Raw genomic sequence first — 26,383 nt, 5'->3', positions numbered from 1 at the left:
CCAACCAGGCAGACACGCCCGGAAATGCACGACCTCGGCTAGTCCTCAAGGAGCGCGTCAACAAAGTCTTCAACAACGAACGGCGCCAGGTCGTCAGCCCCTTCACCCAGGCCAACCAGTTTGACCGGCACGCCCAGTTCGCGTTGCACGGCAACCACAATCCCACCCTTGGCAGTCCCGTCCAACTTGGTGAGAACGATCCCAGACACATTTACGACCTCGGCGAAAACCTTGGCCTGCTGCATACCGTTCTGCCCGGTGGTGGCATCAAGAACCAGGAGGACCTCGTCCAGTTCGTGACCCTCCCCCAGTGGACGGGTGGCCACTTTTTTGACCTTGCCAAGTTCGTCCATGAGGCCCTTTTTGTTCTGCAGACGGCCCGCCGTGTCGATGAGCACGACGTCCACGTTGTCTTTCAGGCCACGTTCAACAGCGCTGTAGGCAACGGATGCGGGGTCGGAACCTTCGGGCCCGCGCACGGTTTCAACGCCCACGCGTTCGCCCCAGGTGGTGAGCTGTTCGGCGGCAGCGGCGCGGAATGTGTCAGCGGCACCCAGTAACACGGTCTTGTCCGAGGCGACCAACACGCGAGCGATCTTCCCCACCGTGGTGGTCTTGCCTGCCCCGTTCACGCCAACAACCAGCACCACCGACGGTTCGTCGCCGCCGGTTTCGGTACGAAGGGTGCGGTCCATGGTGGGGTCGACGACTTTGATGAGTTCTTCGCGCAGAAGTGCGCGCACGGTGGACAAGTCGCGGGTGCCCAGGACGCGGACGCGTTCACGCAGGTTGTCGACAAGTTCCGTTGCCGTGTCTACGCCCAGGTCCGCGACGATCAGGGTGTCTTCGATTTCTTCCCACGTGGCTTCATCCAGAGTGTCGCGCGAAAGCAGGGCCAGCAGGCCACGGCCCATCGCGTTGTTTGATTTGGCAAGCCGGTTACGCAGTTTGGCTAGGCGCGTTGTGGGTTCGGTAGGAACTTCCCGAGGTGGTTCGTCCTGTGTGGGTTCCTCCGGCGCGGGCGCGACTTGGGTGCTGCCTTTGGTGTCTTCAGGAAGCGTGTGTTCGGGTTTCTTTGGTTTCCATGGAACCAGGAAGAACAGTCCCAGCGCAACAAGGACCACCAGCCCGAGAATCCCGTAAACAATCAGCGCCTGCGTATCCACAATCAACTCCTATCCGTGCTCACACACCACAATAAACGGTTACGTTGCGGATCAAGAATCACGTAGCGCGCGGGCCCCACGCGGATAAGTTAGCGAAACAACAGGTGGAAGGCCGTGCGCATGCCCGTTCCCGTGGCGGGCACTTTCCAGTGCCGGGTCCGAGGTCGCAGAGTGAAGATCGACGGGGCGGCATGGCGGCGGGGTTGAGGGTGCAGAATATAGGACTCGTCGCGCATCGCGGTGACGGCGGCCTGTTCGCGGGTGGCCAGGTGCGAGTGGTCGTCGTCATGGCCAAAGAACCCGTAGACGGACTTGTCGTGTCCTAAAAATTCCGCGGGTAGGCGGAAGCGTTGCGGCGTGTGTGCCTGTTTGTTTTGTCCAGAAGCGGACATGGCGACAAGCACCACAATGACAAGACCGATTCCAACGGTGATGCCGAGCCCCAAAAGAACGACGATGAAACCACTCATGTACGTCGCACCTGATTTCTCATTTCGAGGCAACCGCTCCCTTCGAATTACTGACCACTCAAGCTTATAGCGCAGTGGCTATGTCACCTGGTAAGGACGGCTAACAAAAGTGTCACGAACCAGTTCTCTTTGTTACAACGCTTCAACATTTGAGTTTCAGAAGAGCAATGGGAGCGACTCACGTCACACTCACCCTCAGTGGTCCGAGGTGGTTTCCCGGCTGAGTTTTTGAGAGATCACCTTCGAGATTCCGTCCCCACTCATGGTCACACCGTAAAGAGCGTCTGCAATTTCCATAGTGCGCTTTTGGTGAGTGATGACGATGAGCTGCGACGTCTCCTGAAGTTCTTGAAACACGGTAAGGAGGCGTGACAGGTTGACGTCGTCCAGGGCGGCTTCGACTTCGTCCATGACGTAGAACGGTGAGGGGCGGGCTTTGAAAATCGCTACCAGAATCGCCACGGCCACCAGCGAGCGCTCTCCACCTGATAGCAACGAGAGCCGTTTGACACGTTTTCCGGCGGGCCGAGCAAAGACTTCCACCCCGGTGGTCAGCATGTCGTTTGGGTCGGTCAGTGTGAGTTCACCTTCACCGCCGGGGAACAGGCGTTGGAAGATGTGCTCGAATTCGCGTTTGGTGTCTGCGAAAGCTTCAGCGAAAACGTCTCGCACATGCGCGTCTACTTCGTCAACGAGTTTCAGTAGCTCCGCGCGGGATTTCTCAATGTCGTTGATCTGGGCTTCCAGGTAGTCGTGCCGTTCCTTTAGCGCGTTGTACTCTTCCAGCGCCAACGGGTTGACCGCACCAATTGCCGTGATTTCCTTCTTGGCTTGTTTGGCGATCTTTTGCATGTCGGCCCGCACATACGACACGGGGTCCTCCCCCTCGACTGGTACGGGCACGTGGGGGCCAAATTGTTCGATGAGGTTTTCCACGCCTAGGCCCACTTCTTCGCTGGCCCTGCGGGTGAGCTCTTCCAACTGCAATACGTGTCGTTCACGTGCGAGGTTCGCGGCGTGTTGAGCTTCTTTGAGCTGTGCCAGTTTCTCCATGGCTTGTGCGCGTTGCTCATATGCCTGGTCGAGTTCTTCACGGTGTGTGTGCCGTTGGTGTTTGAGCGTCGTGAGCTGTTCAGTGAGGTGTTCTTCGACACCTGAAAAGTGGTCCGCTAACCGCGTCGCAGTTTCGCCAAGGGTTTTCGCCTCGTGGGCCATGCGTGCGCGCCGTTCCTTTTCTTCCCGCGCTTTTTCCCGCGCTTCGCGTTCGCGCTCCGCCTGGCGGGTCAGCGCCTGAGCACGGTCAGTGAGGAACTTGACGCGGTCTCCTGCGGCTCGCACCGAAACTTTCAGTTCCATGACCGTTTCGTTGAGTTCACGATGCTTAGCCGTAAGTGCCTCAACAACGCTGGTGTCCGGTTCGGTGTCGACGCTTTGCGTGTTGCTATTGAGTTTTTCAGAAGCGTCGTGTGCCCGCTGGGTTGCGGTTTCGATGTGGGCCTTGAGCACTTGCATCCGCGAATCACGGGCACTGATGCGTTCGTTGACATCGTTGATCGCCGTGGCAGCTTTTGCCACCTCGGCTTGAGCCGCCATGATTTTCGCATCGGACTCGTACAGGGCGTCCAGTGCTTCATTCTCAGCCGCATGAGCCTTCTCAAACTCCGCCTGCGCGGTCTGCTCGTTCTTCTCCAAGGCCGCAACCGCCTCGGTCGCTTCCACCTGCGTGCGTTCTGCTTTCTCCAACTCCGCTTTTGCCTGCATGCGGGCAGAATCTTCGCCACCTGCTCGCCGAATACGGTGTTGCGAAAACACTTCCCCGCGCGAAGTCACGAACGTACACGCGGGGTGCTCGCGCATCCACGTATGAGCGGTCGTACTGTCCGGGGCTTCATAAACCCCTGTGAGCGCACGGTCCAAGAGGTTATTCATGACCGTGGAGTCTGACGTCACGAACTTCCGCACCGGGTGTTCGCCTGCCGGCCCGCGCAGTGAGGTGCCGTCGGGGGCGGGTGTGGGAACGACCTCGGCGTCCTCTCCCAACACCACCAAGTCAACGTCCCCGTCAAACTGCGTGAGCACCTGCTGGGCCGTGTCCATGGTCGACACTGCCACTGCCGTCGCAAGGGAACCCAGCACGGCGGTCACGTGAGGTTCATGGCCGCGAGTGATGGTGAGCGATTCGGCGACGGGGCCGCCCACTCCATCGATTCCGCTTTCGCCGATGTCGTGGGACGCGAACGTAGCGGCCAGCGTGAGGGCTTCGATGCGGGCTTGGATTTGGCGTAGGTTGGTGCGGGCTTCGGCGAGGTTTTCGCGCACGTTGGTGAGGTGGTCGCGGGCCTTCTGGGTGGCTGCGCTGGCGGTTTCGTGCTGGGAGTCCAGGTCGGTTTCGCTGTGTTCAAGTTGGCGTGCGCGGGTTTGGGCTTCGGTGAGTGCTTTTTCCTCCGCCGAGGTGTCAATCTGTTGATCCTGTAGCGTCGCCAGTTCTTCTTTGGCTTCTTCGAGTGCGCGGGTGGCGACGGTGGCTTCGGATTCGAGGCTGGCGCGTTCGCGGAGGTGGGTGCGGATGAGTTCGCGTTGTTGGGCGAGTTCCGCGTTGGCCGTGGCGAGTTCTTGTTCTGCCCGTTGGCATTTTTCAAGTGCGTCTTGGAGTTTCTGTTCGCGTTGCTCGAGGTCTTCGCGTGCGATGTCGCGTTCGCGTAGGTAGTGGGTGGCACGGTTTTCAAGTGCGCGCGGGTCTTCGCCAGTCTGGCTGGATGGTTGGACGGACAGGAGAAGTTCGCTACGGTCTCGGGCGCGTTCTGCCAGGGCTTTCGCTTTGCTCACGGCTTTTGTCACGCGTGCCAACATTTTCTCGGTCTGTTCAGTGTGGGCTTCGTGTTGGGACACGCGTGCGGTGAACTGTTCGATGTGGGTTGCCAGGGTGGAAACAGTGTTTTCGAGTTCCTGACGGATTGTTTCGTCTTCAGTGGTGTGCGTGGCTTCGAGTTTCGCTTGGACGCGAACGATGTCGTCTGCCAGGAGCCGGGCTGTTGCGTCGCGGAGTTGGGCTTGCACCGTAGCTGCACGTGTGGCGGCTTTGGCCTGACGGGCTAATGGCCCTAACTGTTTGGACAGTTCATGCCGTAGGTCCCCGACCCTGTCGAGGTTGGTTTGCAGGCCGGTGAGTTTACGTAGGGCCTTGTCTTTGCGTCGACGGTGTTTGAGTACACCGGCGGCTTCTTCGATGAAGCCGCGTCGGGTTTCGGGATCGGCGTGCAGGATTTCGTCGAGGCGTCCTTGGCCCACGATCACGTGCATTTCTTTGCCAAGACCGGAGTCGTTGAGGAGTTCTTGAATGTCGAGGAGGCGGGCAGGAGCACCGTTGACGGAGTATTCGCTTCCGCCACTGCGGAAGAGGGTGCGGCTGATGGTGACTTCTGTGTAGTCGATGGGGATAGCGCCGTCAGTGTTGTCGATGGTGAGGCTGACTTCAGCGCGCCCCAGGCCTTGTTTTTTGGCGGTGCCGGCGAAGATGACGTCATCCATTTTGCCGCCACGTAGGTTCTTGGCACCTTGCTCGCCCATCACCCAGGCAAGGGCGTCGACCACATTGGACTTACCGGAACCGTTGGGTCCCACAACACACGTGATACCGGGTTCGAGTTCAAGGGTCGTCGCATGAGCAAACGACTTAAACCCGCGCATCGTGAGTGTTTTGAGGAACATAGCCTTCTTATTTTATGTTGTGTGCGATCATTGAGGCATGGGGCCCGCGTTTACTGTGGTTCAGTTGTCTTTCCAAAGCGCTGTATCTCAGGCGCAACGTAGAGCCATCACACCGTAGTCAAACCACCCGATGCCTTATGATTAAAGACAAAGCACCCACCTGGGTTTCTCGCTTAGTTCGCACCAGAAATTTTGTTTTTGGTGCCGTCTCCATGTTTGCCGTGTCGATCATGGCCTTTCTTGCCGAAACCTGGCAAGCCGACAATGACATTGAAGGAACGGCAAAATGCCCCGTCAGTGGTTTAGACGAAGTTCGTCACTCAACTGCGACACGAATTGAAACGACATATTCCCCGCCACAAATCACGTGTTTTCAAGATGGCTACCCGCCTATGCATCTGAATACGTTTGCTTCAAGCATCACCTACTATTCGGCATTCATTTTGATTGCGGTGGCTTTTGTCATCTTCATCGTGAAGATGGCGCGCTTTTTCGGATGGTTCAGTAGAAAGCGCACTTAGATCACGAAAATTTGTGTAGGGTGTGTTGCACACGCCGAAGTGTTTTCTAGTGGTTTGGAATTGGCTGGTTCATATGCACACTCCAGATTCGAATTCTCAGAACATGCCCGACTACCTGGACGATCTACGTCCAGACCCTGATAAGGGCCGTGAGGTTGATTACAAGTCTCCGGGGGAACGCGCAACCGGGATTACCGCTAAGACGAACGCATTTCGCTGGGCGGGTTTTTCTATTGGACTCGTTATTGCCCTAGCCCTGTGGTTTCTTCTCCCTGAAACGGTGGGGCACAACGCTCGCTTGACCGCTGCGATCGCAGGGCTCATGGCTACGTGGTGGATGACGGAAGCAATTCCAATTCCAGCAACCGCGTTGGTGCCGCTCGTTGCGTTTCCGCTGTTCGCGCAGCCCATCGCTGCAGACGGCGCAGAACCCAAACCACTCACGTTCAGCCAAGTTGGTGCCTCGTACGGAAACGCAACAATCTTCCTGTTCATGGGCGGATTCTTTATTGCGCTTGCCATGCAACGGTGGAATCTGCACCGGCGAATCGCGTTGGGTGTTTTGCGAATCATGCCCAACAGTCCCGGCGCAATGATCGCTGGGTTCATGATCGCGACCGCTTTCTTGTCCATGTGGGTGTCGAACACCGCAACGGCCGTCATGATGTTGCCCATCGGAATGTCAGTGCTCACGCTGGTAAACGAGGCTACAGGAAAGTCGTCAACCACCTCGGTGGCGGATGTCGTTCAATCAAAGTTCGGCACCGCTCTGATGCTGGGTATTGCATATGCCGCGTCGTTGGGGTCGCTCGGAACACTGATCGGTACTCCGCCTAACACGTTCCTAGCCGGATACATGGCGGAGACTCAAGGAGTGTCCATCAGCTTTGTTGGCTGGATGGTTGTTGGTGTTCCAATTGCTGCCGTCTTCCTGGTGATCACATGGTTTTTGCTGGTGAAGGTGTTGTTCAAACCGGAGATTTCCGAGATTCCCGGTGGCAACGAGCTCATTCGCAAAGAGCTCGACCGGTTGGGCCCCATCTCTTCCGGTGAAATACGAGTGTTGTGCGTCTTCATCCTGACCGCGCTTGCGTGGATTACTATTCCGCTTATTTTTGAAAAACCGCCTATTGATGACGCAGGCATTGCTATGGCTAGTGGCCTGTTGTTGTTTTTGCTCCCTGCGGGTGCGGAACGAGGCGTGAAGCTCCTGGACTGGCAGAGCGCTAAGGAGCTGCCGTGGGATGTGCTGTTGTTGTTCGGTGGTGGACTTGCGTTGTCGAGCATGTTTGAAAAGTCTGGGCTTACCAAGGTGATCGGAGACATGGCGGCCGGAATGGCTGGGGTGCCATTGGTTCTTGTCATTGCGGTGCTTGCGGGTGCAATTTTGTTCCTCACGGAGCTGACGTCAAACACTGCGACTGGCGCTACGTTCATTCCGGTGGCTGCTGGTATTGCAATGGGTATGGATGTCAATGTCCTGTTGTTCGCTGCACCGGTTGCGTTGGCTGCGACGTGTGCGTTCATGTTGCCCGTGGCCACGCCGCCAAACGCCGTTGCGTACGGTTCTGGTTATGTGACGATCGGGCAAATGGTCCGAGGTGGTATCTGGCTCAACCTGATCGGTATCGCGCTCATCACGCTGGCGTCCACGACCTTGCTGACGTGGGTGTTCGGTTTATGAGGTGATTGGCCGAGGTGTTAGCTCCTTACGTGGCGTGTGGGCCGGGCTGGACTTCACTTTGGAATATAGATTTTGTGTTGGATTGCCCGGAGTATCAGCTGGCTGACGCTTTGAGCGTGTAGTTTGGTTCGGAGCCGTTCGGCATGTGTGCGAACGGTCGCCACGGAGCAATGTTCGCTCTTTGCAATGTCGGCGTAGGTCAGTCCGTCGCATAGGAGAAGAAGGATTTCTTCTTCTTTTTGGGTGAGTTTTTCTGTCAGTGGCACTGAAGGATCTGGCCGGGTCAGGATCAGGTCTTCGCGCAGGGTAGCTAGGTAGCGGGCTGGTTCATCGTGGACGATATGAGTTAGTACGTCGACAAAGCGTTCAGGTGGAAGTGATTTGTTCATGACGGCTACTGCCCCAGATTCGAGCATGTGACGTATGCCTGGACCTGATGCTGTGGTGGTCAGTGCCACCACAGTTTGGTTGGGGTTGTTTGCACGGATTTGCGCGGTTGCGGTAATTCCGCTGATTCCCGGTGGCATGGAGATGTCCATGAGGACAATGTCAGGGCGTAATTGGCCGGCGAGAGCAACTGCATCCTCACCTTGTCTTGCCGAACCAACCACGGTAAAGCCTTGAGCCTCGCTAAGCACGTGTTCAAGACCTCTCAGCGCCCATGAGTCGTCATCACACAAAAGTACGTCTGTCATGGCACGTGTGGTGAAACCGCTAGACCCCAATGTTGTCGCGTACGGGCCGTGATCGTATCAAACCCAGGAACCTCCAACGTCCGAGTCAACGACCCATCCATTTTACTAAACGACTTAATCACGGTGCCCTCTTCAAGCTCAGCAATAATATGAATACCCTCAGGCGAGAAAGCAGCATTACCAACCGCAAAAAACTGTGCCGACTCCTGAATCTGAAACAACTTCTCGGTCACTCCCGTATCAATATTCGTCCGAAAAAATGAGCCATCACGATCCAACCAATTAAAGTTTCGCCCGACAACACCCACCCGATCGTAATACGGACCGACGAGCTTATGTTCAAGTTTGTTTCCATCAGGTTGTCGCAACGGTACATCCTGGTGGGATCCGTCCTTGATATTTCTGATTCGTAGGTATCCAGTATGTGGTTCAGGCTGATCAAGGGGAGCTTCATCAAGAATCAAGTTCACAATCGAATCGGCAAAACACGGTAAGGGCGATGAACCGCCTTCGTTGAAAAGGGCCTTCGTGTATGAAATGACGTGTTCCTGATGGTTTGCCGTTCCACTGGCCTGCACCAAAGCTGTTACGTGGTCCCCTAGTTCTTTCGGCGCCTGCGCGGCAACACGACCTTCCGCATCACCGATGCCATACAAAACGCCGTCACATTCCGACGTCATGAGGTAAGCACCGTCAAGATTTGTTGTCGTATAACCCTGCGGCGTGATCGTTTCTGTCACGGAACGGTAACCGTCTTCGGTAGCACCATCATTCATCAGCGCAAAAACCTCATCCGTAGTGGAGCTCAGGACAATGTTCGTCATCACTTCCGTCTTCGGATGGTCAATCTTAACCACCTTGTCCGTGACGAAATAGTCAAATTTCCTATCCACCGCAACAAGAGTGTCACCCTGCCAAATCGGCTCACCAATTTCCATTGGGTGAATCTTTAATGCCTGAACAGAGCCATCCCTATCAAAGGTGACCAAATAACTTGTGTTAATTCCTGGAGCTGTGTCCATTTCCTGATAAATCGGACTCAGCTGAGTAGCAAAAAGAGTATTTTCTGTGATGCGAAATTCGTCCTCGCTGACAACCACATCAGAACGACCCAACCACGAACACCCTGCCAAACCAGCAGCAACAAACCCCACAACACACACGGAGGCGATTGATCTTTTCATCACACAAGACTCCACCCTTACGGGACATTCGGTGAAACCGCTAAGGTCCAGTGTTGCCGTGTACGCGCCGTGATCGCATCAAACCCAGGAACCTCCAACGTCCGAATTAACGACCCATCCTTTTTACTAAACGACTTAATCACCGTGCCGTCATCACCCTCATACAAATAGTGAATACCCTCAGGCGAGAAAGCAGCGTTACCAACCGCAAAAAACTGTTCCGACTCCTGAATCTGGAACAACTTCTCGGTCACTCCCGTATCAATATTCGTCTGCCAAAACGAACCATTCACTGCAAGCCATCGAATTGATGAACCATCACGAGAACCAAGCTCATAATAGGGGCTCGCAAGAAACTGAAGATCTTCATAAACAAACGGCGAACCGCCTGAATTCTTCATGGGAACATCTTTATGTTTACCTGTCTTGGTATCCCGAACACGCACAAAAGCCTTATACGTGTACCTAGGCTCACCCGACTTGGACTTCTGCACAATTTCAGTGTCCAATAATTGAACAACTCTGCCGTTCACACACGGCAACGGCTGACTGGAAGTCTCAGCCTCGTGCGTTTGGGACATTTCGACAATCCGCTGTTTCCCATCAGAAGTGCCACTGGCCTGCACAAGAGCTGTCGCGTTATCACGTAGTTCCGGTGGAGCGTGCTTCGCTGTTTCTCCGGTCGCATCGCCAAGAGCGTAAAGAACCCCATCACACTCCGAACCAGTCAGAAAAATTCCATCAAGATCCGTAGTGGAATACCCCTGCGGAGTGATGGTTTCCGTAGACGCGTGATACGACGACCCATCTTCGCGCCACCCATTATTCATCAGCGCAAAAACTTCATTAGAAGTTGTACTCGGATACAAAAACGTTGTCACTTCCGTCTTCGGATGATCAACCTTGACCACCCGGTCCGACACGAAATAGTCAAACTTCCGATCCACCGCGACAAGAGTGTCTCCCTGCCACACAGGAACCGCTATCTCCATCGGTTCGATCTTCAACGCTTGAGCAGAGCCATCCCGATCAAACGTGACCAAATAACTCGTGTTGATGCCAGGCGCCGTGTCCATTTCCCGTGCAATAGGACTCAGCTGCGTAGCAAAAAAAGTATCTTCTGTGATGCGGAATTCGTCCTCACTGACCACCACCCCCGAACGGTCAAACCACGAACACCCCGACAAACATGCAGCAACAAACCCCACAACACACACGGAGGCGATTGACCTTTTCATAGTGCTTACTATCTTTCTATATAAGTGAGAACTGTGGCGCCAGAATAGTCATGACGCCACAGCCGGTTCAGAGGTCAGTAAGTTCTCCAAGTCTTGGTCTTACTAGATTTAACTATGTCTTTAGGATAGACACCGGGACCGCCGTTACCATCAAGATCTACCTTCGCACTGTTCTTATAAGCCGCCCAGACAAGTTGCGAGCAGTTCATCTTCTTGCCATACGGCTTTTTATTCGTTGCGAAGTAAATGTTGTATGGCTTGTTCAGTAGCTTATTCTTTGCGTACCTACCAGCTGCTTTTCGCTTCGATTCACTGATTTTTACATACATCAGCTGGCTCGTTTTGTAGACACTAACTTGGCCAACACCTCTTTCTCGACTCACCAGTCCAATACCAGGAGCTTCTACTATTCGAGTTTGTGAGGAATATACTCCAACGTGTCCATGTTTAATTCCAACTGTGGAAGCAGGGTTATAGAAAATATCGCCACCAACCCGCACTCTGGGTAGCTTGCCAACTGCTTTCGCAGCACGGGTTTCTCTATCGAACTCGTACTCTGCTTTATCTTTCTGCCACTGAGCTTCCTCTTCTTCAGCAGCCTGGAGCGCGTCATCAACGACTTGCTCATAGCTTTGACCGTTTTCTTCCGCATATTCGCGAAGCCCGGCACTCATTTCTTCTTCCGTGGTTCCTGGATTCAGTTCAACAAGACGTTCAACTGCTTCTTCTGTACTCATCGACGAATCTTTTGTCGTTGCATTAGCTGGTCCACTAAGAACACTGGCAACAAGCAACGCGACTATGCTGGTGGACACGAGGAAAGGTGTTTTCTTCATGAGAGCTCCAAAGTGAAGTACCTATGTAACCTCTGAACAGGTCACACTTTGAAAGTACTGATCACGAAGTGGCTCTCACATCCGTCATTTAACGTATATTCTTGATCACTTCCGGGGAGATTACATGAGTGCCATGATCCGCGCTTTGTGTGGCCCCAGGGTCATCGACCCCTACATACGTCTGGCGACTCTAATCGTGGGACTCTTCATTGGAGCACCGTCTTCCTTCGAGCTTCTCACAGACCTCAACGCTCAGCTCGATATCGCTTTTGGCCTGCTCATCATTGCGCTCCCATACTTTCCCCGCACGATTGCACTCATCATCACCGCAGTTTCAATCACACTGACAGTCGGACTCACCGCTAACGCAGTTATCAACGACCTAGCACTGTCAGTTGCCAGTGCCGTCCTGCTTACCTACAAACGCTGGAAACTAACATCCCTGCCTTTCGCGTCCCTTATCGCTCTCAACGCGTACCTGCTCATTGGGTCTGAGTACTATTCGCTCTTCCACTGCGCAATCTCAATAGGCAGTTTCGTATTAGCAAGCACCCTTGGCTGGGCTGCAGGAACCACAGAACAACGAATCACCCGGCTCATTGCAGAGGCAGCCACCCAAGCCGCGGAATCCGAACGTCGAGAAGCCGACCTACGCAACCAATTCGCGCTTGACGCACACGACACCGTTTCACACGGGCTCACAAAAGAAAACTTCATGCTCAGAAACGCTCTGAGCAAAACGGAACCAGGAAGCGAACTCAACCAAGACATCACAGAAATCCTGTTAGCCAACAGAACTAACCAACAAAACCTGCGCTCCTTGTTAGCAGGACTCCACTCCACCACCACGAACACAGTCGCCCTCAGTCACGCTGTCGAAACCGTGTGCGACGACATCCGTGAAGCGTTCTCAGCAGCTCAACGTCCCATTCGCATCAACTGCGCAGTCACCGACCAGCCTTGCCCACCGCAGCGCACAGCGGGTGTAGGGCTGCTACTGACAGAACTCGCCACCAACATCCTCAAACACGGCGACATCAACGACCAATCGGCAACACTCGACGTCACATGCGACGGCCGGGGCCTCCTGATCACGGCACAGAACACGCCCCGCCAGCTAACACCTCGGCCAGAAAAATACACGCCACCTACCACCACGGCGTTCTCCGTTGAGCGTCGCGTGACTATGCTCAACGGCACCGCCGACTTTCACACAACACCAGAGTCGTTCACCGTCACAGCCACCGTGCCGCTCAACACACCTGGGCAGAACCCCACGACATCTAACGCAAGCGCTGCGGTTTCTGACACTTCACACACACGTGAGTCGACCGCCCGCCCAGCACAACCCGCGTAATGGGCGTCGAACAGCGCACACACGGCTGACCTTCCCGGCCATACACCTGTAGCGACCGTTCAAAATACCCAGACTCGCCGTTGACGTTGACGTACAGCGCATCAAAACTGGTGCCACCCACCTCCAAGGCACGCGCCATCACGTCACTGGCCGCCTCCAGCACCCGCTCAATCCGCGAAATCCGCAACCGCGAAGCCCGCGTTGCCGGGTGCACGCCCGCTTCAAACAACGCCTCATCAGCATAAATATTGCCCACACCACTGACCACACGCTGGTCCAGCAGAGCCGACTTTATCGCCACATTTTTGCGCGCAATAGCCCGAGCCACCACCGGCACCGAAAACCCATCCTCAAACGGATCCAGACCTGCCCCACGCGCCGACTCCGCCACCAAACGACGCTCACCGGCCGCACCAGCAACACCAGGCACCAAACGCTCAACACCCAGGTGACCAAAAATACGCTGATCCACGAACCGCAACTGTGCCACCCCTGCAGGCCCAGCCACGTCGAACACCGCCCGCGTGTGCGGGTGCAACGGGTTATCTGCCTCGTGAATCCTGGCCTGCCCGCTCATCCCCAGGTGCATAGCAAGCGCCCGTTCACCCACCTCGGCGGCCTCACCGTCACCAGCCAGCCCGCCACTAACCAGCGGCATCCACATGTACTTTCCGCGCCGCTCAACTGAAACAACGCGCACACCCGCAAGTGCCCGTTCAAAACTCACCACCCGCTCTGCAGGCACATTCCTCGCCGAGGTGGTCCCCAGTATCCGCGCATCGAGCACCCGGGCACGGGTGATGGTGGAGCCTGTGAGCCAGGTAGCAAGACCTCGGCGCACGGACTCTACTTCAGGAAGTTCAGGCATTCAGGCCCCGCTCCTTTGCGTGCCCAGCCACTAATTCCGGTGCCACCCAGGGTACTTTTCAAGAATCTTTTTCACCGCGATTTCCGCAGCTACAAGTTCAGCATTCTTCTTCGACGTGCCTTCACCCGTTGCCCATCGCGTTTCGCCCAAGTACGCCACGGCGGTAAACACTCGCGCGTGATCGGGGCCTTCGCCCGTGACGTCGTAATGCACAGCACCCAGACTCAGGTCCGCTGCAGCTTCCTGCAACGTAGTCTTGTAATCCATGCCCGCGCCCAGGTTCACGGCGTCCTCAAGAAGCGGCCCAACCAGGCGCTCAACTAAAGCATTCGCAGCGTCAGGACCCTGGGACACATAGCAGGCACCAATGATGGCCTCAACGGTGTCGGCCAGGATCGAATCCTTGTCACGGCCACCAGTACGTTCTTCGCCGTTGCCCAATAGCAGGAACTCACCGATTCCATACGTGCGAGCAACCCCAGCCAAGGCACGTGAGTTCACCACCGCGGAACGCATCTTCGCCAGCCGGCCTTCAGACGCATCCGTGTTGTGGTCAAACAACCATTTAGTGGTCTTGAGCTGCAGAACTGCATCCCCTAAGAATTCCAGCCGTTCGTTGGTGGGGATGCCACCGTTTTCAAACGCGTATGAACGGTGGGTCAGAGAAAGACGAAGCGTCTCGGGGTCAATGTTGACCCCGAGACGCTTGTTAAGTTCGCTCATAGGTAGTCGCTCAGGCGTCAGCTACCTTGCGTCCCTTGTACTCAAGGAACAGCGGGGTACCTGCGGAGTCTTCAACTACGCGGGCCTGGTGTGGGCGCGAGTACACAACGCGACCGTTCTCCACAGTCTTAACAAGGGCAGGTGCCTTTGCCTTCCACTGCGAACGACGGTGGCGGGTGTTGCTGCGCGACATCTTTCGCTTTGGAACAGCCACGTCTAGCTCTCTTTCTCTTCAGTCAACAAACTCTTTAGTGTAGACCATCGCGGATCGGTATCATCAACCGGTTCCTCCACGTCACCCACGGTGTAGTGAAACTCACCCTCTTCTCCAGACTTCAGTGGCCTGAAGGGCAAGCTCATCACCAGAGCATCGCGGACTGCCGGTTCAAGATCGAGCATTCCGTTCTCAATCTCGTACGAGTCTTCGTCCTCTTGGGGCCGGTCGTACACGAAGAGTTCGGTTATATCCACGTTCAGTGGCAACGTCATGTCTTCGAGCGTCCGAGCGTCCTGTCCTTTGGCCGTTGCGCTCACGGTGCCGGTGACATAAATGCCTTCGTCGACACTTTCGAGTTGCAACTCAATGTCCAGGGGGTCACCCGTGGGGACTCCGATCATTTCGTTCCGCAGGTCTTCCGGGGCGCCTACCGTCATGGTGTGCTTGATCCACTCACCAGGTTTCTTGAAGAGCCCAAGCGAGCGAAGATCTAATACAAGCTCTTTCACGCCTCACCCTCCTGACGGAAGCGGTCCCGACTGACACGCGATTGACCAGTTTACCGAACGCGCACCTGCATATTCAACTCGATGTTCAACTCGCACCCCGACCCCGCGGACTCCCCACGATAGTTCCGCTTATCCGCTTACGTGTTCACCCGCATACCTGCTTATTTCTTCGCCCGTTCGTTAAGCGCTTCAAGCACAGCGGCAGGAACCAAGCCTTCAACGTCACCACCCAGCGAGTGAACCTCGCGCACGAGTGAACTGGAAATATGTTCGTACAGAGGGTCGCCGGGAATGAAAATGGTTTCGATGTTTTTCAAATGCCGGTTCATGTGCGCCATGGGAAGTTCGTACGCGTAGTCCGTACCGGAACGGATCCCTTTCACCACGCCCACTGCCCCAATGGATTCGCAATAGTCCACAAGGAGCCCGCCGGGGACGTCGTCAAATTCAATGTTGCCGGCCGAGGTGGTTCGCGGGTCTTCCTGTAACCCGGCCTTGACGAGTTCGAGCCTTTCGCTCACGCTGAACGTCCCGTTTTTGTTGGGGTTGTGAACGACGGCGATCACGACCTGGTCGAACAGGCGGGCCGCCCGCGCCACAATGTCGATGTGTCCGCGAGTAACAGGGTCATATGATCCAGGGCACACTACCTTCATGCCCTAAATCCTAGCCCGCTCGTACATCCAGATGGCAGTTTCCCCATAAGTTTTTGACTTAAACAGGCTTAGAGTCTCCGGCGCTTCCGGTTGCGGTGACCGCGCGGAACGTTCCACCACGATGAGTGACGAGTCGTCCTTGAGCAACGCTTCTGCCCGTGTGAGCATTCGCGTGATGCTGGTTTCGTCCAGGGGGTATGGCGGGTCGGCCAGGACCAGGTCAAACTCCCCTGTCACCGCGGGCGCGGTCGCATCCCCCTGCACAACTAGGCGCCTCTCCCCTACCGCTGCCAAGTTTTTCTTCACGGTGGCGACAGCGCGGTGAGCCTTTTCAACGAACACAACGTCGCTGGCACCTCGGGAAAGCGCTTCAATTCCCAGCGCACCGGACCCGGCAAACAAATCCAAGACCCGCGCACCGTCAATCATCCCCAGCATGTCCAGGGTTGCGAATAGGGATTCGCGTACCCGGTCCGAGGTGGGTCGAGTGTCCGCGCCCTGTGGCGCGGTGAGTGCGTGGCTCTTGTATTTTCCAGCGATGACGCGCATTTATGCCTCAATCTGCATAATGTCGGTGAGGTACAGCGCGAGGGCTGGCCTTTGGGCGAGTTTCGGGTCGTCCGCAAGAGCGTCCTGGGCTGCGTTTCGGGCAGTCATGATGAGGTTTTCGTCTTTAATGGACACAAAACGTAAGCGTGCCGCACCCCACTGGCTCGTTCCCAGAACGTCACCCTCTTTACGGGTTTTGAGGTCGTATTCGGCCAACGCGAATCCGTCCGTTGTCGAGGCAACGTATTCGAGGCGTTCTCTCGATTCGGAGTCCTCGCGGTTCTGGGTGACGAAAAAGCACATGGCTGGTTTGCCGTCACGTCCCACACGCCCGCGGAGCTGGTGGAGTTGCGCCACCCCGAACCTGTCAGCGTCGAACACCACCATGACGCGGGCGTTGTGGACGTCCACCCCCACTTCGATCACCGTGGTTGCCACCAACACGTCGAACTCGTGATCCTTGAACCGCTGCATGGCGGTCTCTTTCACGTCTTGCTCCGATTTTCCGTGCAAGGTCTCGATGCGCACGTCTTTTAACTCCGGGTGGGACCGCAGTTTTTCTGCAAGCTCTTCTACCCCTAAGAGCCGGGGCCGTTCTGGATCCGGGCCCCCAGTTTCCCCGGCATCCCCGCCTTGCGTGCCATCGTTCGTAGCATCTGGGTCTTCTTCTGAGTCGATCCGGCTGGTGACCACGAACGCTTGGTGCCCGTTCTGCACCTGTTCAGACACCACTTCCCACACGCGGTTAAACCATCGGGGCTTTTCGTACATCGGTACTACGTGGGTGCTCACTTGTTTGGGACCCCCGGGAAGTTCCCGCAGAGTACTTACATCCAGGTCCGAATACACCGTCAACGCCACGGTGCGCGGAATGGGGGTTGCGGTCATGACCAGGGTGTGCGGAACCTTCCCGCCGCCTTTTTCGCGCAACTGTTCGCGCTGTTCGACACCGAACCGGTGCTGCTCATCGATGACAACGATCCCCAGTTTGTCGAAGATGGTGGTGTCGGACAGGAGCGTGTGTGTCCCCACGACAATATCCACGATTCCAGCGGCGAGTTCCGTGGCCACGCGTTTGCGTTCGCGCCCGGACATGGAGCCGGTGAGAAGTTCGATTCGCACTCCGTCGGTAAATCCGTCCGAGGCGAGCTCACCTAAGAGCGAGCGCAGACTTCCCACGTGTTGAGTGGCCAGAATTTCAGTGGGAGCTAAAAGAGCGGCTTGGTACCCAGAGTCCACCGCCTGCAACATGGCTCGCAGGGCCACGAGTGTTTTTCCGGAACCCACGTCACCGTGTAAAAGCCGGTTCATGGGGGTTGAGCGCACCAGGTCACGGGAGATTTCTGTACCCGCTTGTTTTTGAGACCGTGTGAGTTCAAAAGTCTGGTGTTGGTCGAACTGGTCGAGTTTGCCCATGGCTGCCCCGGCTAGCACGGGGGCAGCTTCCTTTTCGTGAACCTGCTTGTTGCTGAGCATGTAGGTTTGGAGCGCGAATGCTTCTTCAAATGCGAACCATTCGCGGGCCTGCTGCAGTTGGGCTTTGTCGCGTGGCCGGTGGATACCTTCCAATGCTTCTTTGTACGAGTACAGGCCCATCTCACTCCGCACGCGCTGAGGCATGGTGTCTGCAAACGCTTCTAAGGGCAAGCGGTCGAGCATTCGGTGGATCACACGGGTAACCGTAGACAGCTTGGTTTTTCCTTTGACGGAGTAGATGGGCATGGGTTTGGTCATCTGCATTTCCTGGTGCATGCTCACCGAACCCCTGCCCCATTCTCCGTCGTCTAACTCAAGGTTGCTGTCCAGGATTCTGGGTTGGTTGATTTGTCGCCCGTACTGGGTGTCAACGACCTTTCCGGAAACTGCGATGTTTTGTCCGAGTGCCAGGTTCTTTTCCAACCACGGCATGTTGAAGAATGTCAGCTCAACCGCCGTGTACCTTCCGCCAAGCTTTACCTTGGTCAGTGAGCGTTTACGATCTCTCAGCCTGATCAGATCAACCGAGAGCACCTTACCTAGGACTACGGCGGTGGTGTCCGGTTCAAGCTCTTCCATGGGTGTGAGCTCGCCGGGGAACAGATAGGTTCGAGGCACGTGCCGGAGCACTTGGTCGATTGTGCCCAGCCCCAGGTTTGAAAACGCCGTCTTCTGCTCACGTGTGTGAACAAAGTGGTCAAAAAATGTGTCTGCTGGTCCGGCCATCTCTATTCGCACCCAACAGCGACGATGCATTCGGGCACATCGCCTTCAATGACATCCACGCGCACTCCTGGGTACTGCGACTTCATCTGGGCGACAGTGGCCACGAGCCCGGTGGCCTGGACGTCCCGGCCGGTCACAAGCGTGATAATTTCCGCTGAATGTTCGTGATTTAAGGACTCCACGAGCGCAAGAACTGTTTCAGACAACGATTCGGACGCCGCTCGCGTTTCACCGTCCTCGGACAAGAACGGTCCTTCTGGGTGTGGGCGAGTGATCACGCCTTCCCGGGTTCCCTCGATTGCTTCCCGCATGTCGTCCCTGCTGTCTTGAGCCTCGACCTCGGGGTCGAACACGGCCATCGCGGCGAGCAAAGAGACCGGGCCAGGAGTGGTGAGAACAGCATCAGCCGGGGCCGCGGTAAGAAGTTCATGGGTCACTGAAGGAACACCACTGACGATTGTGTGGGCACCGTCCTCAATGAGTTCGTCCACGTGGTCCGCCCACCCGGGCACATTCGCGTTCACGGCAACCGCCTGGGTGAGTGCCGTTTGCATGAGAACACCCATGCCGCTGGCCAGCCCAACCACCGTAATCTGCGAACCGCCTTCGTCACTGAGATCTTCCATGCGTAACTGCACGATCCCCAACGGCTCACACGCCGCCAAAACCGAACGGGCCGTTTCATCGTCAGGCACGTGGACGTGAATCTTGGGCCATGACACCACAATGGACGTACCCCCGAGCTTCGTGAGCGCGCGCGTCACTTCCCGAGTCTTGTCTTTTTGTTCGGCACACCAAAATACTAGCTCAAGGCCAACCTCGGCACGCATTTCAACGCCCTGAGCAGGCGCGTACCGCACGCCTTCAGAGGCCGGCGACCGCCCCGAAACAGTCAAATAGAGCAGGTCAAACATCTCCACGATTCCAGAAGACCCAGCATCGACGACGTGCGCATCGGAAAGGACCGCAAGCTGCCCCGTGGTCTCGCCCAGGGCTTCACGTGAACGTTTGCGCACCGCCTCTAACTGGGTCAGCAGATCTGACCCAGCATCAGCTTCTTCACGCGCCTTCTGGGCCATTTCGTGAAGCACGGTCACCATGGTTCCGTGAACAGGCGTCGCAATCGCTTGTTCGGCCCTAGACGCTGCAAGCTCCATCGCCCCGGCGAACGTATGTGCGTCGAGTTCGGCCACACCGTCCAGCGCGTCGGCGACCCCGCGCAAGGCCACAGACAGGATCAAGCCGGAATTTCCTCGGGCTCCTCTCAGCGCTCCTGTCGCCATGGCGTCAACCACGCGGTGCATGGTCACGGTGCCCGTGAGTTCTTCGACAGCCCGGTAGGCGGAACGGACCGTGTCGTACATGTTGGTCCCGGTATCACCGTCGGGCACGGGAAACACGTTGATTTCGTCGATTTCGTGACGGCGCCGTTTCATGCGTTCAACCGCGCGCCTGGCCCACCGTGCGGCGAGCCTTGCGTTGACGCGAGCCGAATCCTTCACTGTGCCTCCGAAAAGTGGGTGAACGCTCCGGGCTGAATGTCTTTTCCGTCGAGCGTGAGTCTTCCCGTCCCGGTCACGCATGTTCCGATCCGGATCAAGCCTACCGGAGCGGTGTCTGCTGGCCCAGTAACCAGGTACCCGTGGTCTTCGCCTCCGTGGAGCACCCATTTGAGCGCCAGGTCTGGATCCCCAAGGATGTGAGCGGCCGGGAGCACCTGTTTAGCCAGCCCCGCGATTGCTTCCGGGTCCAGGTGGATGTCCACCCCTGACTTCCGCGCGACCTTGCCTAAGTCCCCACTGAGTCCGTCGCTCGCGTCAATTCCAGCGTTCGCCCACCCTGGCAGCCGGGCCGCTGTGGTGTAGTCCGGCCGAGGTGCCAGCTGAGTTTCGATGAAAGGGTCGGTTTCGCTGTCTCCGAGTCGGTGGCCCGCAAACAACAGATCGAGTCCGGCCGCGGCGTGGCCTACCGTGCCAGCTAGGAACACCCCGTCGTGGGGGCGTGCTCCGGAACGCAGGATTGGTTCTGTGCGCAAGTACCCCACAGCAGTGATCGCTACCGTGATGAGCCCTCCGGTTGACAGGTCTCCCCCAATAATGGCGGCACCGGCCCGCTGGGCTTCTTCGTTGAGCCCACGCGTGAACTCTTCGATCACGTCGATGGGAGTGTCGTTGGGGGCTGACAGTGACATGAGGAGCCCGTGAGGCGTAGCACCCATTGCGTAGAGATCCGAAAGGTTTTGAGCCGCCGCTTTGACCCCTAATCTGTACGGGTCTAGCCACGCGCGTAGAAAGTCGCTTTCTTCAACCAGCATGTCGGTTGTGGTGACGGTGGGGCCGGGCAAGGTGGAAACAGCCGCGTCGTCGCCGGGTCCCACCGACACGTGATCTCCCGGGTCTACGTGTGACAGGATGCGCTCTAAGACGCGGTCTTCTCCCAGGGATCCTAACGACTGTTGCATAACCACCAGCTTACGCATTTTCATAACGGCTATCCTGGGTCATATGCGTCGTGTTCTGTCGATCTGTTTTGTTGGCCTCACTCTTGCAGGTGTAAGTGCATGCACCCCAACCGTTGTGGTGGAACCGGCTCCGCACGCGACGTCCGCAGCATGCGCCGATGTCATGTTGCGACTCCCTGACGCAATCGGCGACTTCAAAAACCGCAAAACATCCACGCAAGCCACCGACGCGTGGGGCGACCCCACCTCGGTCATTCTTCGCTGCGGAATGGAACCACCCGCACCCACCACCGACCCTTGCGTCCATGTGGACGGCGTGGACTGGATTTCGGTGGAAGAAAAGGACGACTCATGGCGTTTCGTGGCCTATGGCCGCACGCCTTCCGTCGAAGTGATTGTGGACCCCAAACAAGTGTCCGGTGCGAATGTCCTCACCGCGGTCTCAGGAGCGGTGTCCACACTGGAAAAAACCGGTGAGTGCGTAAGCACAAAAGACGCCACGGTCGTTGATGAAAACAACAACCCCATAGCCACAGAATCGCCCACACCGTAGCCACCGCTACGGCTGCGCACCCTTACGCGGTCGTTGCGCGTTTGTGGTCCTCGACGGCGATCGTCAGCAGTTCGGCAATGAGGTCCCGGTACGGCAATCCACTGTTTTGCCACATGACCGGGTACCCAGATGACGGAGTAAATCCGGGGGACGTGTTGATTTCGTTGACCAACACTTCACCGTTGGGCCTCACAAACGTGTCCACGCGGGTCAGGCCTGAGCAGTCGAACGCTCGGAACGTTTGGCAGGCGATCTCGCGAACCTGCTCAGCCACATCTGGTTCGACATCGGCTGGGCACGTGAGCGTGGTCGCGTCCAAGTCCAGGTATTTGGCGTCGAAGTCATAAAATTCGTGATCGCCCGACACGGTGATTTCACCTGGCGAAGATGCCTTGAGTTCAGCGTCGTTGACTGACCCAAGCACGGCGCATTCGATTTCGCGACCGTCGATAAATGGTTCCACGATGACCTTGGTGTCGTGTGCGAAGGCATCGTCAAGCGCTGCTTTAAAGCCCGAGGTGTCACTGACCTTGCTAATGCCCACCGAAGACCCAGCGCGCGAAGGTTTAACAAACGCGGGCAGCCCCAGCTCCTGCAGGGAGTCGATGGCCGCGTTGGGGTCAGCGTTGTACTGAGTCAGCGTGACGGTTTTCCACTCCGCTGTGGGAATGCCGGCTGCGCGTAGCACCATTTTGGTGAAGTGCTTGTCCATCCCGGCGGCCGAGGCAAACACTCCGGGGCCCACAAACGGCGCGTCGAGGAGGGTCAAGAGGCCCTGCATGGCACCGTCTTCCCCGTACTTTCCGTGAAGGAGTGGGAACACGATGTCCGGAGAACCTAAATCGGTGAACACCCCTTGTGCGTCGCGCTCGATGAGTGAGCCGTTTCTCGATGGTGACACGAACACTTCGGTCTGGTTGTCTGCGACCTGCGGCATGTTGTCCCGGTCAAAGGCAAAGGACTTCCAGTCGTTAACAACCCGCCATTTTCCTTCCTGTGTGATGCCAATGGGAAGGAGGCGAAAAGCGTTCGGATCGATTTCGTTCATCACTCCGGCTGCCGTTACACAACTGACTGAGTGTTCAGAGCTACGGCCACCGAAGAGCACGGCGACAAGGGGGCGTTGCGTCATTATCACTTCACTTCATATGTGGTCTGGATCCAGGCACGACCGAGCGAGGCGAAGAACATGTTGAATCCAACAAAAGCTGGGGTTGCGTCAGGTTCAAGACCAAGAGGCTTGGAAAGTGCGTGAACAATGAAGTAGTACCGGTGTGGGCCGTGTCCTTCCGGTGGAGCAGCACCCACGAAGCGTGCAGAACCTGCGTCGTTGCGCATCATGACTGCACCTTCTGGAAGCAGTCCCGCATCGGGGTCACCCGCGTTGGCTTCAAGGGAAGTCACGTCTGCCGGAATGTCGGTGAGCACCCAGTGCCAGAATCCGGAGCCCGTTGGTGCATCGGGGTCAAAGCACGTGACTGCGTATGCCTGGGTACCTTCTGGGGCACCGCTCCAGGACAGGGCAGGCGAACGGTCCTGGCCACCGTCGATTCCCATGATTCCCGAGGTCTGGGCAACCGCCAGTGGCTGACCTTCAGTAATGTCGGGGCTGGTGAGATCGAAGCGGGGAACTTCGTTCATACGTGCAAATGGTGAGTTTAGATAGTCGGTTGATGTGGACATGTCTTCCTCCTCCTTTTGTGGTTCTTTCAGCCTAACGAACTGGAGCTTCGTCCTTACGTTTACGCGCCAAAAGAACACCTGACAGATCTGAGACTGCCAGCGATCCGTCCAGGGCCGCCGCCACAGCTTGTGTGATCGGAAGTTCCACCCCGTGAGCGTCACCCAGTGCCAGAACCGCGGGTGCAGTTTTCACGCCTTCGGCAGTTTGCGTCATCTGGGCGGCAACTTCGTCAACCGTGTTGCCCTCCCCCAGCAAGCGACCAAAGGTGCGGTTTCGCGAAAGTGGGGACGCGCACGTGGCCACCAGGTCACCCAATCCGGCCAGACCTGACAGCGTGTGTTGCTGAGCCCCCATGGCGACAGCGAGGCGAGTCGTCTCTGCCAGACCTCGGGTAATGATCGACGCTTTTGAGTTGTCGCCTAAGCCCTGGCCGTCTGCGATCCCCACAGCCAAAGCAATCACGTTCTTAATGGCTCCGCCCAGCTCAATCCCCACAACATCGGCGTTGGTGTAGGGACGGAAGTAGTTGTTGGCGCACAAGTCGGAAAGCGCCTCGGCCGTGGTAGCCGACTCACACCCAATCACCGTTGCCGTTGGCTGGGACTCCGCGATCTCCTTTGCCAAATTCGGCCCGGACACAACAGCCACACGGGACAGCGGAACTTCTGCTACCTCGGCGATCACTTCAGTCATCCGCTTACCGGACGCACCTTCAATCCCCTTCATGAGGCTCACCAGAACACAGTCCGGTTTCAGGTGGTCCTTCCACTGCGACAGGTTGGCGCGCATGCTCTGCGCGGGAATCGCCAGCACCACAACATCTGCGTCAGAAACGGCCTGGGCCGGGTCTGACGTGCTGGTGATGAGGTCACTGAGCACAATGTCACCCAGGTACCGGGAGTTGGTGTGCTGTGTGTTGATTTCGTGGGCGACCTCGTCTTTGCGCGCCCAGACCATAACGGGGTTACCCGAATCAGCAATCACTTTGGCAAAGGTCGTTCCCCACGACCCGGCGCCCATGACCGCGATTTTCATAAGGACAGCTCCAATGCGTGCGTGTAGCGTTCGGGAAGTGGTTTGCCGCTGAGCCGTGCGACGTCGCGTGCGATCACGGCTTCAACGTGGTTGGTGATAGTGCGCAAGTTTTCGCGGGTAGCTTCAATGCCCGAGATGTCGATGGGTTCGCCGTAGGAGATACGCACGATGTTGCCGGGTTTGAGAGCAGGCTTTTTCGCCCCCGGTGGCATGAGGGCGCTGGTTCCCCAGTGCGCTACTGGCACGATGGGTACTCCACTTTCCAGTGCGAGGCGGGCGACACCGGTTTTGAAGTTTTCGGGCCAGAGTTCAGGGTTCTTGGTCAGGGTCCCCTGTGGGTAGATGACCACGCATTCGCCCGCGTCAAGTGCCTTGCGGGCGTACTTTAAGGAGTCCGAGGCGGTCGCTGAGTTACGAAGAACCGGGATCTGTCCCAGCGCGCGCATGGGGCGTCCGATAATGCCGGTGAACAGTGGGGACTTGGCCATGAAGCGCGGCATGCGTCCGTTCGACCACAGGGACAGCGCAACGAACACCGGGTCGAGCAGGCTCGCGTGATACACCGCCAGGATCGCTGGACCGTCTTGAGGAATGTTGTGTGGGTTTTCGTCTACCCACCGGCCAAAAACGCGGTACACGGTTTTCAGCGGTGGCGCGACCACGCGGGCCAGGCGGTGCGTGCGCTTTTGGTCTTCAGGCGTGAAGGTCACATCGTAGGGTTTCTGGCTCATGGAATCTCCATTCGCGCACCCAGCGACTCGAGTTTGTGGGTGAAGTCCTCGTATCCGCGGTTCAGAAGCTGGAGTCCGTGTACATTGCTGGTGCCTTGAGCAGCCAGCGCTGCGATGACGTGTGAGAAGCCTCCTCGCAGGTCCGGAACTTCGATGTCTTTGCCCGTGAGCGTGGTGGGCCCGGAGATCACGGCCGAGTGGTTGAAGTTCATGCGACCGAATCGGCATGGCGTACCACCCAAGCATTCACGGTAGAGCTGGATGTTGGCCCCCATGCGCACTAGCGCGTCGGTAAATCCGAACCGGTTTTCGTACACGGTTTCGTGGATGATGGACAGTCCATTTGCTTGCGTGAGGGCGACCACCAGCGGCTGTTGCCAGTCGGTCATGAAACCTGGGTGAACATCGGTTTCGAGGGCTACCGGTTGAAGTTCGGTTCCCGGGTGGGCAAAAAGGATGCCGTTTTCGCGAACGTCGAACTCTCCCCCAATTTTCCTGAACACGTTGAGGAACGTGATCATGGGTTCTTGCTGGGCGCCTTCGACAAAGATTCTACCTCCGGTGGCCAAGGCTGCCGAGGCCCATGACCCTGCTTCGATTCGGTCTGGCAGAGCGCGGTGGGTGTAGCCACGCAGGGAGTCGACACCTTCAATGCGAATCACGCGGTCGGTGTCTACGGAGATGATGGCGCCCATTTTCTGTAGCACTGCTACGAGGTCCATGATTTCCGGTTCGACCGCCGCGTTTTTGAGCTCGGTCGCGCCTTCTGCGCGGACTGCAGTGAGAAGGACCTGTTCGGTGGCTCCCACAGATGGGTACGGCAGTTCCACCTTGGTGCCGGCAAGTCGCCGAGGTGCTTCGAGCTTGATACCGCCCGGTGTCTTATCGACGGTTGCCCCAAACTGGCGTAGAACGTCCAAGTGGAAGTTGATGGGGCGGTCGCCGATTCGACACCCACCGAGGTCAGGTATAAACGCTTGACCCAAGCGGTGCAACAGCGGACCACAGAAGAGGATCGGTACACGCGAAGACCCTGCGTGCGCATCAATGTCGGGAATCGAACCGGACTCGATGTTGCTTGGGTCCATATGGATTTCGCCGTCGGGCTGGTCACCGTCTGGCGCTGTGTGGGTGCGAACACCGTGTAGTTCCAGAAGACCGGTCACGATCTCAACATCGCGAATTCGCGGAACGCTACGCAGAACTGACGGGCTCTCGCCCAGAAGCGAGGCCACCATCGCTTTCGACACCAAGTTCTTGGCTCCGCGTACGCGAACTGTGCCGGCCAGAGGTGTACCTCCGTGCACGATCAGCATCGGAATCCTTTCTTTGGGCA

25 protein-coding genes are annotated in these 26,383 nt (G+C 57.1%); 4 read left to right on the top strand and 21 right to left on the bottom strand.

Annotated features, from left to right (window positions below):
• Positions 1-38: 38 nt before the first annotated feature.
• The 3 genes from ftsY to smc all read right to left on the bottom strand — a co-directional run bounded on the left by ftsY (position 39) and on the right by smc (position 5,344).
• Positions 39-1,172, bottom strand: coding sequence for a signal recognition particle-docking protein FtsY (gene ftsY, locus JOE56_RS08685; protein ID WP_204515676.1), 1,134 nt, complete (start codon positions 1,170-1,172; stop codon positions 39-41).
• Between the two features lie 83 nt (positions 1,173-1,255).
• Entirely contained in the window at positions 1,256-1,636 is a 381-nt protein-coding gene (locus JOE56_RS08680) for a hypothetical protein (RefSeq protein ID WP_204515675.1), read from the bottom strand.
• Between the two features lie 195 nt (positions 1,637-1,831).
• The gene (smc, locus tag JOE56_RS08675; RefSeq protein WP_204515674.1) at positions 1,832-5,344 is read right to left on the bottom strand and encodes a chromosome segregation protein SMC; all 3,513 of its coding nucleotides are present in this window, start codon (positions 5,342-5,344) and stop codon (positions 1,832-1,834) included.
• Between the two features lie 137 nt (positions 5,345-5,481).
• Here smc and JOE56_RS08670 point away from each other — a divergent pair, with 137 nt between their 5' ends.
• Positions 5,482-5,865, top strand: coding sequence for a hypothetical protein (locus tag JOE56_RS08670; protein ID WP_204515673.1), 384 nt, complete (start codon positions 5,482-5,484; stop codon positions 5,863-5,865).
• Positions 5,866-5,968: 103 nt separating this feature from the next.
• Complete coding sequence (locus JOE56_RS08665; RefSeq protein ID WP_204516116.1) at positions 5,969-7,549, top strand: SLC13 family permease; 1,581 nt, start codon at positions 5,969-5,971, stop codon at positions 7,547-7,549.
• A gap of 53 nt (positions 7,550-7,602) precedes the next feature.
• Here the strand turns inward: JOE56_RS08665 and JOE56_RS08660 are convergent, their stop codons facing one another.
• From JOE56_RS08660 to JOE56_RS08645, 4 genes are all read right to left on the bottom strand, one after another.
• Complete coding sequence (locus JOE56_RS08660) at positions 7,603-8,244, bottom strand: response regulator transcription factor (RefSeq protein ID WP_204515672.1); 642 nt, start codon at positions 8,242-8,244, stop codon at positions 7,603-7,605.
• Positions 8,241-9,428, bottom strand: a complete 1,188-nt coding sequence (locus tag JOE56_RS08655; RefSeq protein ID WP_204515671.1) for a hypothetical protein — start codon at positions 9,426-9,428, stop codon at positions 8,241-8,243. The genes JOE56_RS08660 and JOE56_RS08655 overlap by 4 nt, the downstream gene beginning before the upstream one ends.
• Positions 9,429-9,445: 17 nt before the next feature.
• Entirely contained in the window at positions 9,446-10,666 is a 1,221-nt protein-coding gene (locus JOE56_RS08650; protein WP_204515670.1) for a hypothetical protein, read from the bottom strand.
• 74 nt (positions 10,667-10,740) lie between these two features.
• Entirely contained in the window at positions 10,741-11,502 is a 762-nt protein-coding gene (locus tag JOE56_RS08645; RefSeq protein WP_204515669.1) for a hypothetical protein, read from the bottom strand.
• A 124-nt stretch (positions 11,503-11,626) separates the two neighbouring features.
• Between JOE56_RS08645 and JOE56_RS08640 the strand changes: the two genes are divergently transcribed.
• Entirely contained in the window at positions 11,627-12,859 is a 1,233-nt protein-coding gene (locus tag JOE56_RS08640; protein ID WP_204515668.1) for a sensor histidine kinase, read from the top strand.
• On the opposite strand, the gene mutM is transcribed toward JOE56_RS08640, so the two are convergent.
• From mutM to thiL, 9 genes are all read right to left on the bottom strand, one after another.
• Positions 12,786-13,727, bottom strand: coding sequence for a bifunctional DNA-formamidopyrimidine glycosylase/DNA-(apurinic or apyrimidinic site) lyase (gene mutM, locus JOE56_RS08635; RefSeq protein WP_204515667.1), 942 nt, complete (start codon positions 13,725-13,727; stop codon positions 12,786-12,788). The two genes, JOE56_RS08640 and mutM, sit on opposite strands and share 74 nt — an antisense overlap.
• Before the next feature lie 30 nt (positions 13,728-13,757).
• A complete protein-coding gene (gene rnc / locus JOE56_RS08630; RefSeq protein ID WP_204515666.1) occupies positions 13,758-14,450 on the bottom strand; it encodes a ribonuclease III in 693 nt (230 codons plus the stop codon).
• A gap of 10 nt (positions 14,451-14,460) precedes the next feature.
• Entirely contained in the window at positions 14,461-14,664 is a 204-nt protein-coding gene (gene rpmF, locus JOE56_RS08625; protein ID WP_040348679.1) for a 50S ribosomal protein L32, read from the bottom strand.
• A gap of 2 nt (positions 14,665-14,666) precedes the next feature.
• Complete coding sequence (locus tag JOE56_RS11300) at positions 14,667-15,176, bottom strand: YceD family protein (RefSeq protein WP_005884974.1); 510 nt, start codon at positions 15,174-15,176, stop codon at positions 14,667-14,669.
• A gap of 161 nt (positions 15,177-15,337) precedes the next feature.
• Positions 15,338-15,832: a pantetheine-phosphate adenylyltransferase gene (gene coaD / locus JOE56_RS08615; protein WP_204515665.1), complete on the bottom strand. Its 495-nt coding sequence runs from the start codon at positions 15,830-15,832 to the stop codon at positions 15,338-15,340.
• A 3-nt stretch (positions 15,833-15,835) separates the two neighbouring features.
• Complete coding sequence (gene rsmD / locus JOE56_RS08610) at positions 15,836-16,381, bottom strand: 16S rRNA (guanine(966)-N(2))-methyltransferase RsmD (protein WP_204515664.1); 546 nt, start codon at positions 16,379-16,381, stop codon at positions 15,836-15,838.
• A complete protein-coding gene (locus JOE56_RS08605) occupies positions 16,382-18,583 on the bottom strand; it encodes an ATP-dependent DNA helicase RecG (RefSeq protein WP_204515663.1) in 2,202 nt (733 codons plus the stop codon).
• Between the two features lie 2 nt (positions 18,584-18,585).
• On the bottom strand, positions 18,586-20,085 hold the full coding sequence (locus JOE56_RS08600; protein ID WP_204515662.1) for a DAK2 domain-containing protein: 1,500 nt from the start codon (positions 20,083-20,085) through the stop codon (positions 18,586-18,588).
• A complete protein-coding gene (thiL, locus tag JOE56_RS08595) occupies positions 20,082-21,068 on the bottom strand; it encodes a thiamine-phosphate kinase (protein ID WP_239530413.1) in 987 nt (328 codons plus the stop codon). Before thiL ends, JOE56_RS08600 begins: the two co-directional genes overlap by 4 nt.
• A 19-nt stretch (positions 21,069-21,087) precedes the next feature.
• Here thiL and JOE56_RS08590 point away from each other — a divergent pair, with 19 nt between their 5' ends.
• Positions 21,088-21,597: a DUF3515 domain-containing protein gene (locus JOE56_RS08590; protein WP_204515661.1), complete on the top strand. Its 510-nt coding sequence runs from the start codon at positions 21,088-21,090 to the stop codon at positions 21,595-21,597.
• A gap of 22 nt (positions 21,598-21,619) precedes the next feature.
• Here the strand turns inward: JOE56_RS08590 and JOE56_RS08585 are convergent, their stop codons facing one another.
• Genes JOE56_RS08585 through murA form a run of 5 tightly spaced genes read right to left on the bottom strand, consistent with a single transcriptional unit; the run spans position 21,620 to position 26,363 of the window.
• Complete coding sequence (locus tag JOE56_RS08585) at positions 21,620-22,729, bottom strand: D-alanine--D-alanine ligase family protein (RefSeq protein WP_204515660.1); 1,110 nt, start codon at positions 22,727-22,729, stop codon at positions 21,620-21,622.
• Between the two features lie 2 nt (positions 22,730-22,731).
• Positions 22,732-23,280: a YbhB/YbcL family Raf kinase inhibitor-like protein gene (locus JOE56_RS08580; RefSeq protein ID WP_102238694.1), complete on the bottom strand. Its 549-nt coding sequence runs from the start codon at positions 23,278-23,280 to the stop codon at positions 22,732-22,734.
• Positions 23,281-23,311: 31 nt separating this feature from the next.
• The gene (locus tag JOE56_RS08575; protein ID WP_204515659.1) at positions 23,312-24,316 is read right to left on the bottom strand and encodes an NAD(P)H-dependent glycerol-3-phosphate dehydrogenase; all 1,005 of its coding nucleotides are present in this window, start codon (positions 24,314-24,316) and stop codon (positions 23,312-23,314) included.
• Complete coding sequence (locus JOE56_RS08570) at positions 24,313-25,047, bottom strand: lysophospholipid acyltransferase family protein (protein ID WP_204515658.1); 735 nt, start codon at positions 25,045-25,047, stop codon at positions 24,313-24,315. Before JOE56_RS08570 ends, JOE56_RS08575 begins: the two co-directional genes overlap by 4 nt.
• On the bottom strand, positions 25,044-26,363 hold the full coding sequence (gene murA, locus JOE56_RS08565; protein ID WP_204515657.1) for a UDP-N-acetylglucosamine 1-carboxyvinyltransferase: 1,320 nt from the start codon (positions 26,361-26,363) through the stop codon (positions 25,044-25,046). Before murA ends, JOE56_RS08570 begins: the two co-directional genes overlap by 4 nt.
• Positions 26,364-26,383 lie beyond the last annotated feature (20 nt).

Origin of the sequence: Brevibacterium paucivorans, assembly GCF_016907735.1 — a bacterium.
In the GTDB taxonomy this organism is placed as follows: domain Bacteria; phylum Actinomycetota; class Actinomycetes; order Actinomycetales; family Brevibacteriaceae; genus Brevibacterium; species Brevibacterium paucivorans.
The sequence above is the reverse complement of the archived record's forward strand: the minus strand, read 5'-3'. Positions and strand labels throughout refer to the sequence as shown.

Coding starts and splice junctions, on each gene's coding strand:
- JOE56_RS08680 (WP_204515675.1), bottom strand. CDS start 1,636: ATGAGTGGTTTCATCGTCGTTCTTTTGGGGCTCGGCATCACCGTTGGA.
- smc (WP_204515674.1), bottom strand. CDS start 5,344: ATGTTCCTCAAAACACTCACGATGCGCGGGTTTAAGTCGTTTGCTCAT.
- JOE56_RS08670 (WP_204515673.1), top strand. CDS start 5,482: ATGATTAAAGACAAAGCACCCACCTGGGTTTCTCGCTTAGTTCGCACC.
- JOE56_RS08665 (WP_204516116.1), top strand. CDS start 5,969: ATGCCCGACTACCTGGACGATCTACGTCCAGACCCTGATAAGGGCCGT.
- JOE56_RS08660 (WP_204515672.1), bottom strand. CDS start 8,244: ATGACAGACGTACTTTTGTGTGATGACGACTCATGGGCGCTGAGAGGT.
- JOE56_RS08655 (WP_204515671.1), bottom strand. CDS start 9,428: ATGAAAAGATCAATCGCCTCCGTGTGTGTTGTGGGGTTTGTTGCTGCT.
- JOE56_RS08650 (WP_204515670.1), bottom strand. CDS start 10,666: ATGAAAAGGTCAATCGCCTCCGTGTGTGTTGTGGGGTTTGTTGCTGCA.
- JOE56_RS08645 (WP_204515669.1), bottom strand. CDS start 11,502: ATGAAGAAAACACCTTTCCTCGTGTCCACCAGCATAGTCGCGTTGCTT.
- JOE56_RS08640 (WP_204515668.1), top strand. CDS start 11,627: ATGAGTGCCATGATCCGCGCTTTGTGTGGCCCCAGGGTCATCGACCCC.
- mutM (WP_204515667.1), bottom strand. CDS start 13,727: ATGCCTGAACTTCCTGAAGTAGAGTCCGTGCGCCGAGGTCTTGCTACC.
- rnc (WP_204515666.1), bottom strand. CDS start 14,450: ATGAGCGAACTTAACAAGCGTCTCGGGGTCAACATTGACCCCGAGACG.
- coaD (WP_204515665.1), bottom strand. CDS start 15,832: ATGAAGGTAGTGTGCCCTGGATCATATGACCCTGTTACTCGCGGACAC.
- rsmD (WP_204515664.1), bottom strand. CDS start 16,381: ATGCGCGTCATCGCTGGAAAATACAAGAGCCACGCACTCACCGCGCCA.
- JOE56_RS08605 (WP_204515663.1), bottom strand. CDS start 18,583: ATGGCCGGACCAGCAGACACATTTTTTGACCACTTTGTTCACACACGT.
- thiL (WP_239530413.1), bottom strand. CDS start 21,068: ATGAAAATGCGTAAGCTGGTGGTTATGCAACAGTCGTTAGGATCCCTG.
- JOE56_RS08590 (WP_204515661.1), top strand. CDS start 21,088: ATGCGTCGTGTTCTGTCGATCTGTTTTGTTGGCCTCACTCTTGCAGGT.
- JOE56_RS08585 (WP_204515660.1), bottom strand. CDS start 22,729: ATGACGCAACGCCCCCTTGTCGCCGTGCTCTTCGGTGGCCGTAGCTCT.
- JOE56_RS08580 (WP_102238694.1), bottom strand. CDS start 23,280: ATGTCCACATCAACCGACTATCTAAACTCACCATTTGCACGTATGAAC.
- JOE56_RS08575 (WP_204515659.1), bottom strand. CDS start 24,316: ATGAAAATCGCGGTCATGGGCGCCGGGTCGTGGGGAACGACCTTTGCC.
- JOE56_RS08570 (WP_204515658.1), bottom strand. CDS start 25,047: ATGAGCCAGAAACCCTACGATGTGACCTTCACGCCTGAAGACCAAAAG.
- murA (WP_204515657.1), bottom strand. CDS start 26,363: ATGCTGATCGTGCACGGAGGTACACCTCTGGCCGGCACAGTTCGCGTA.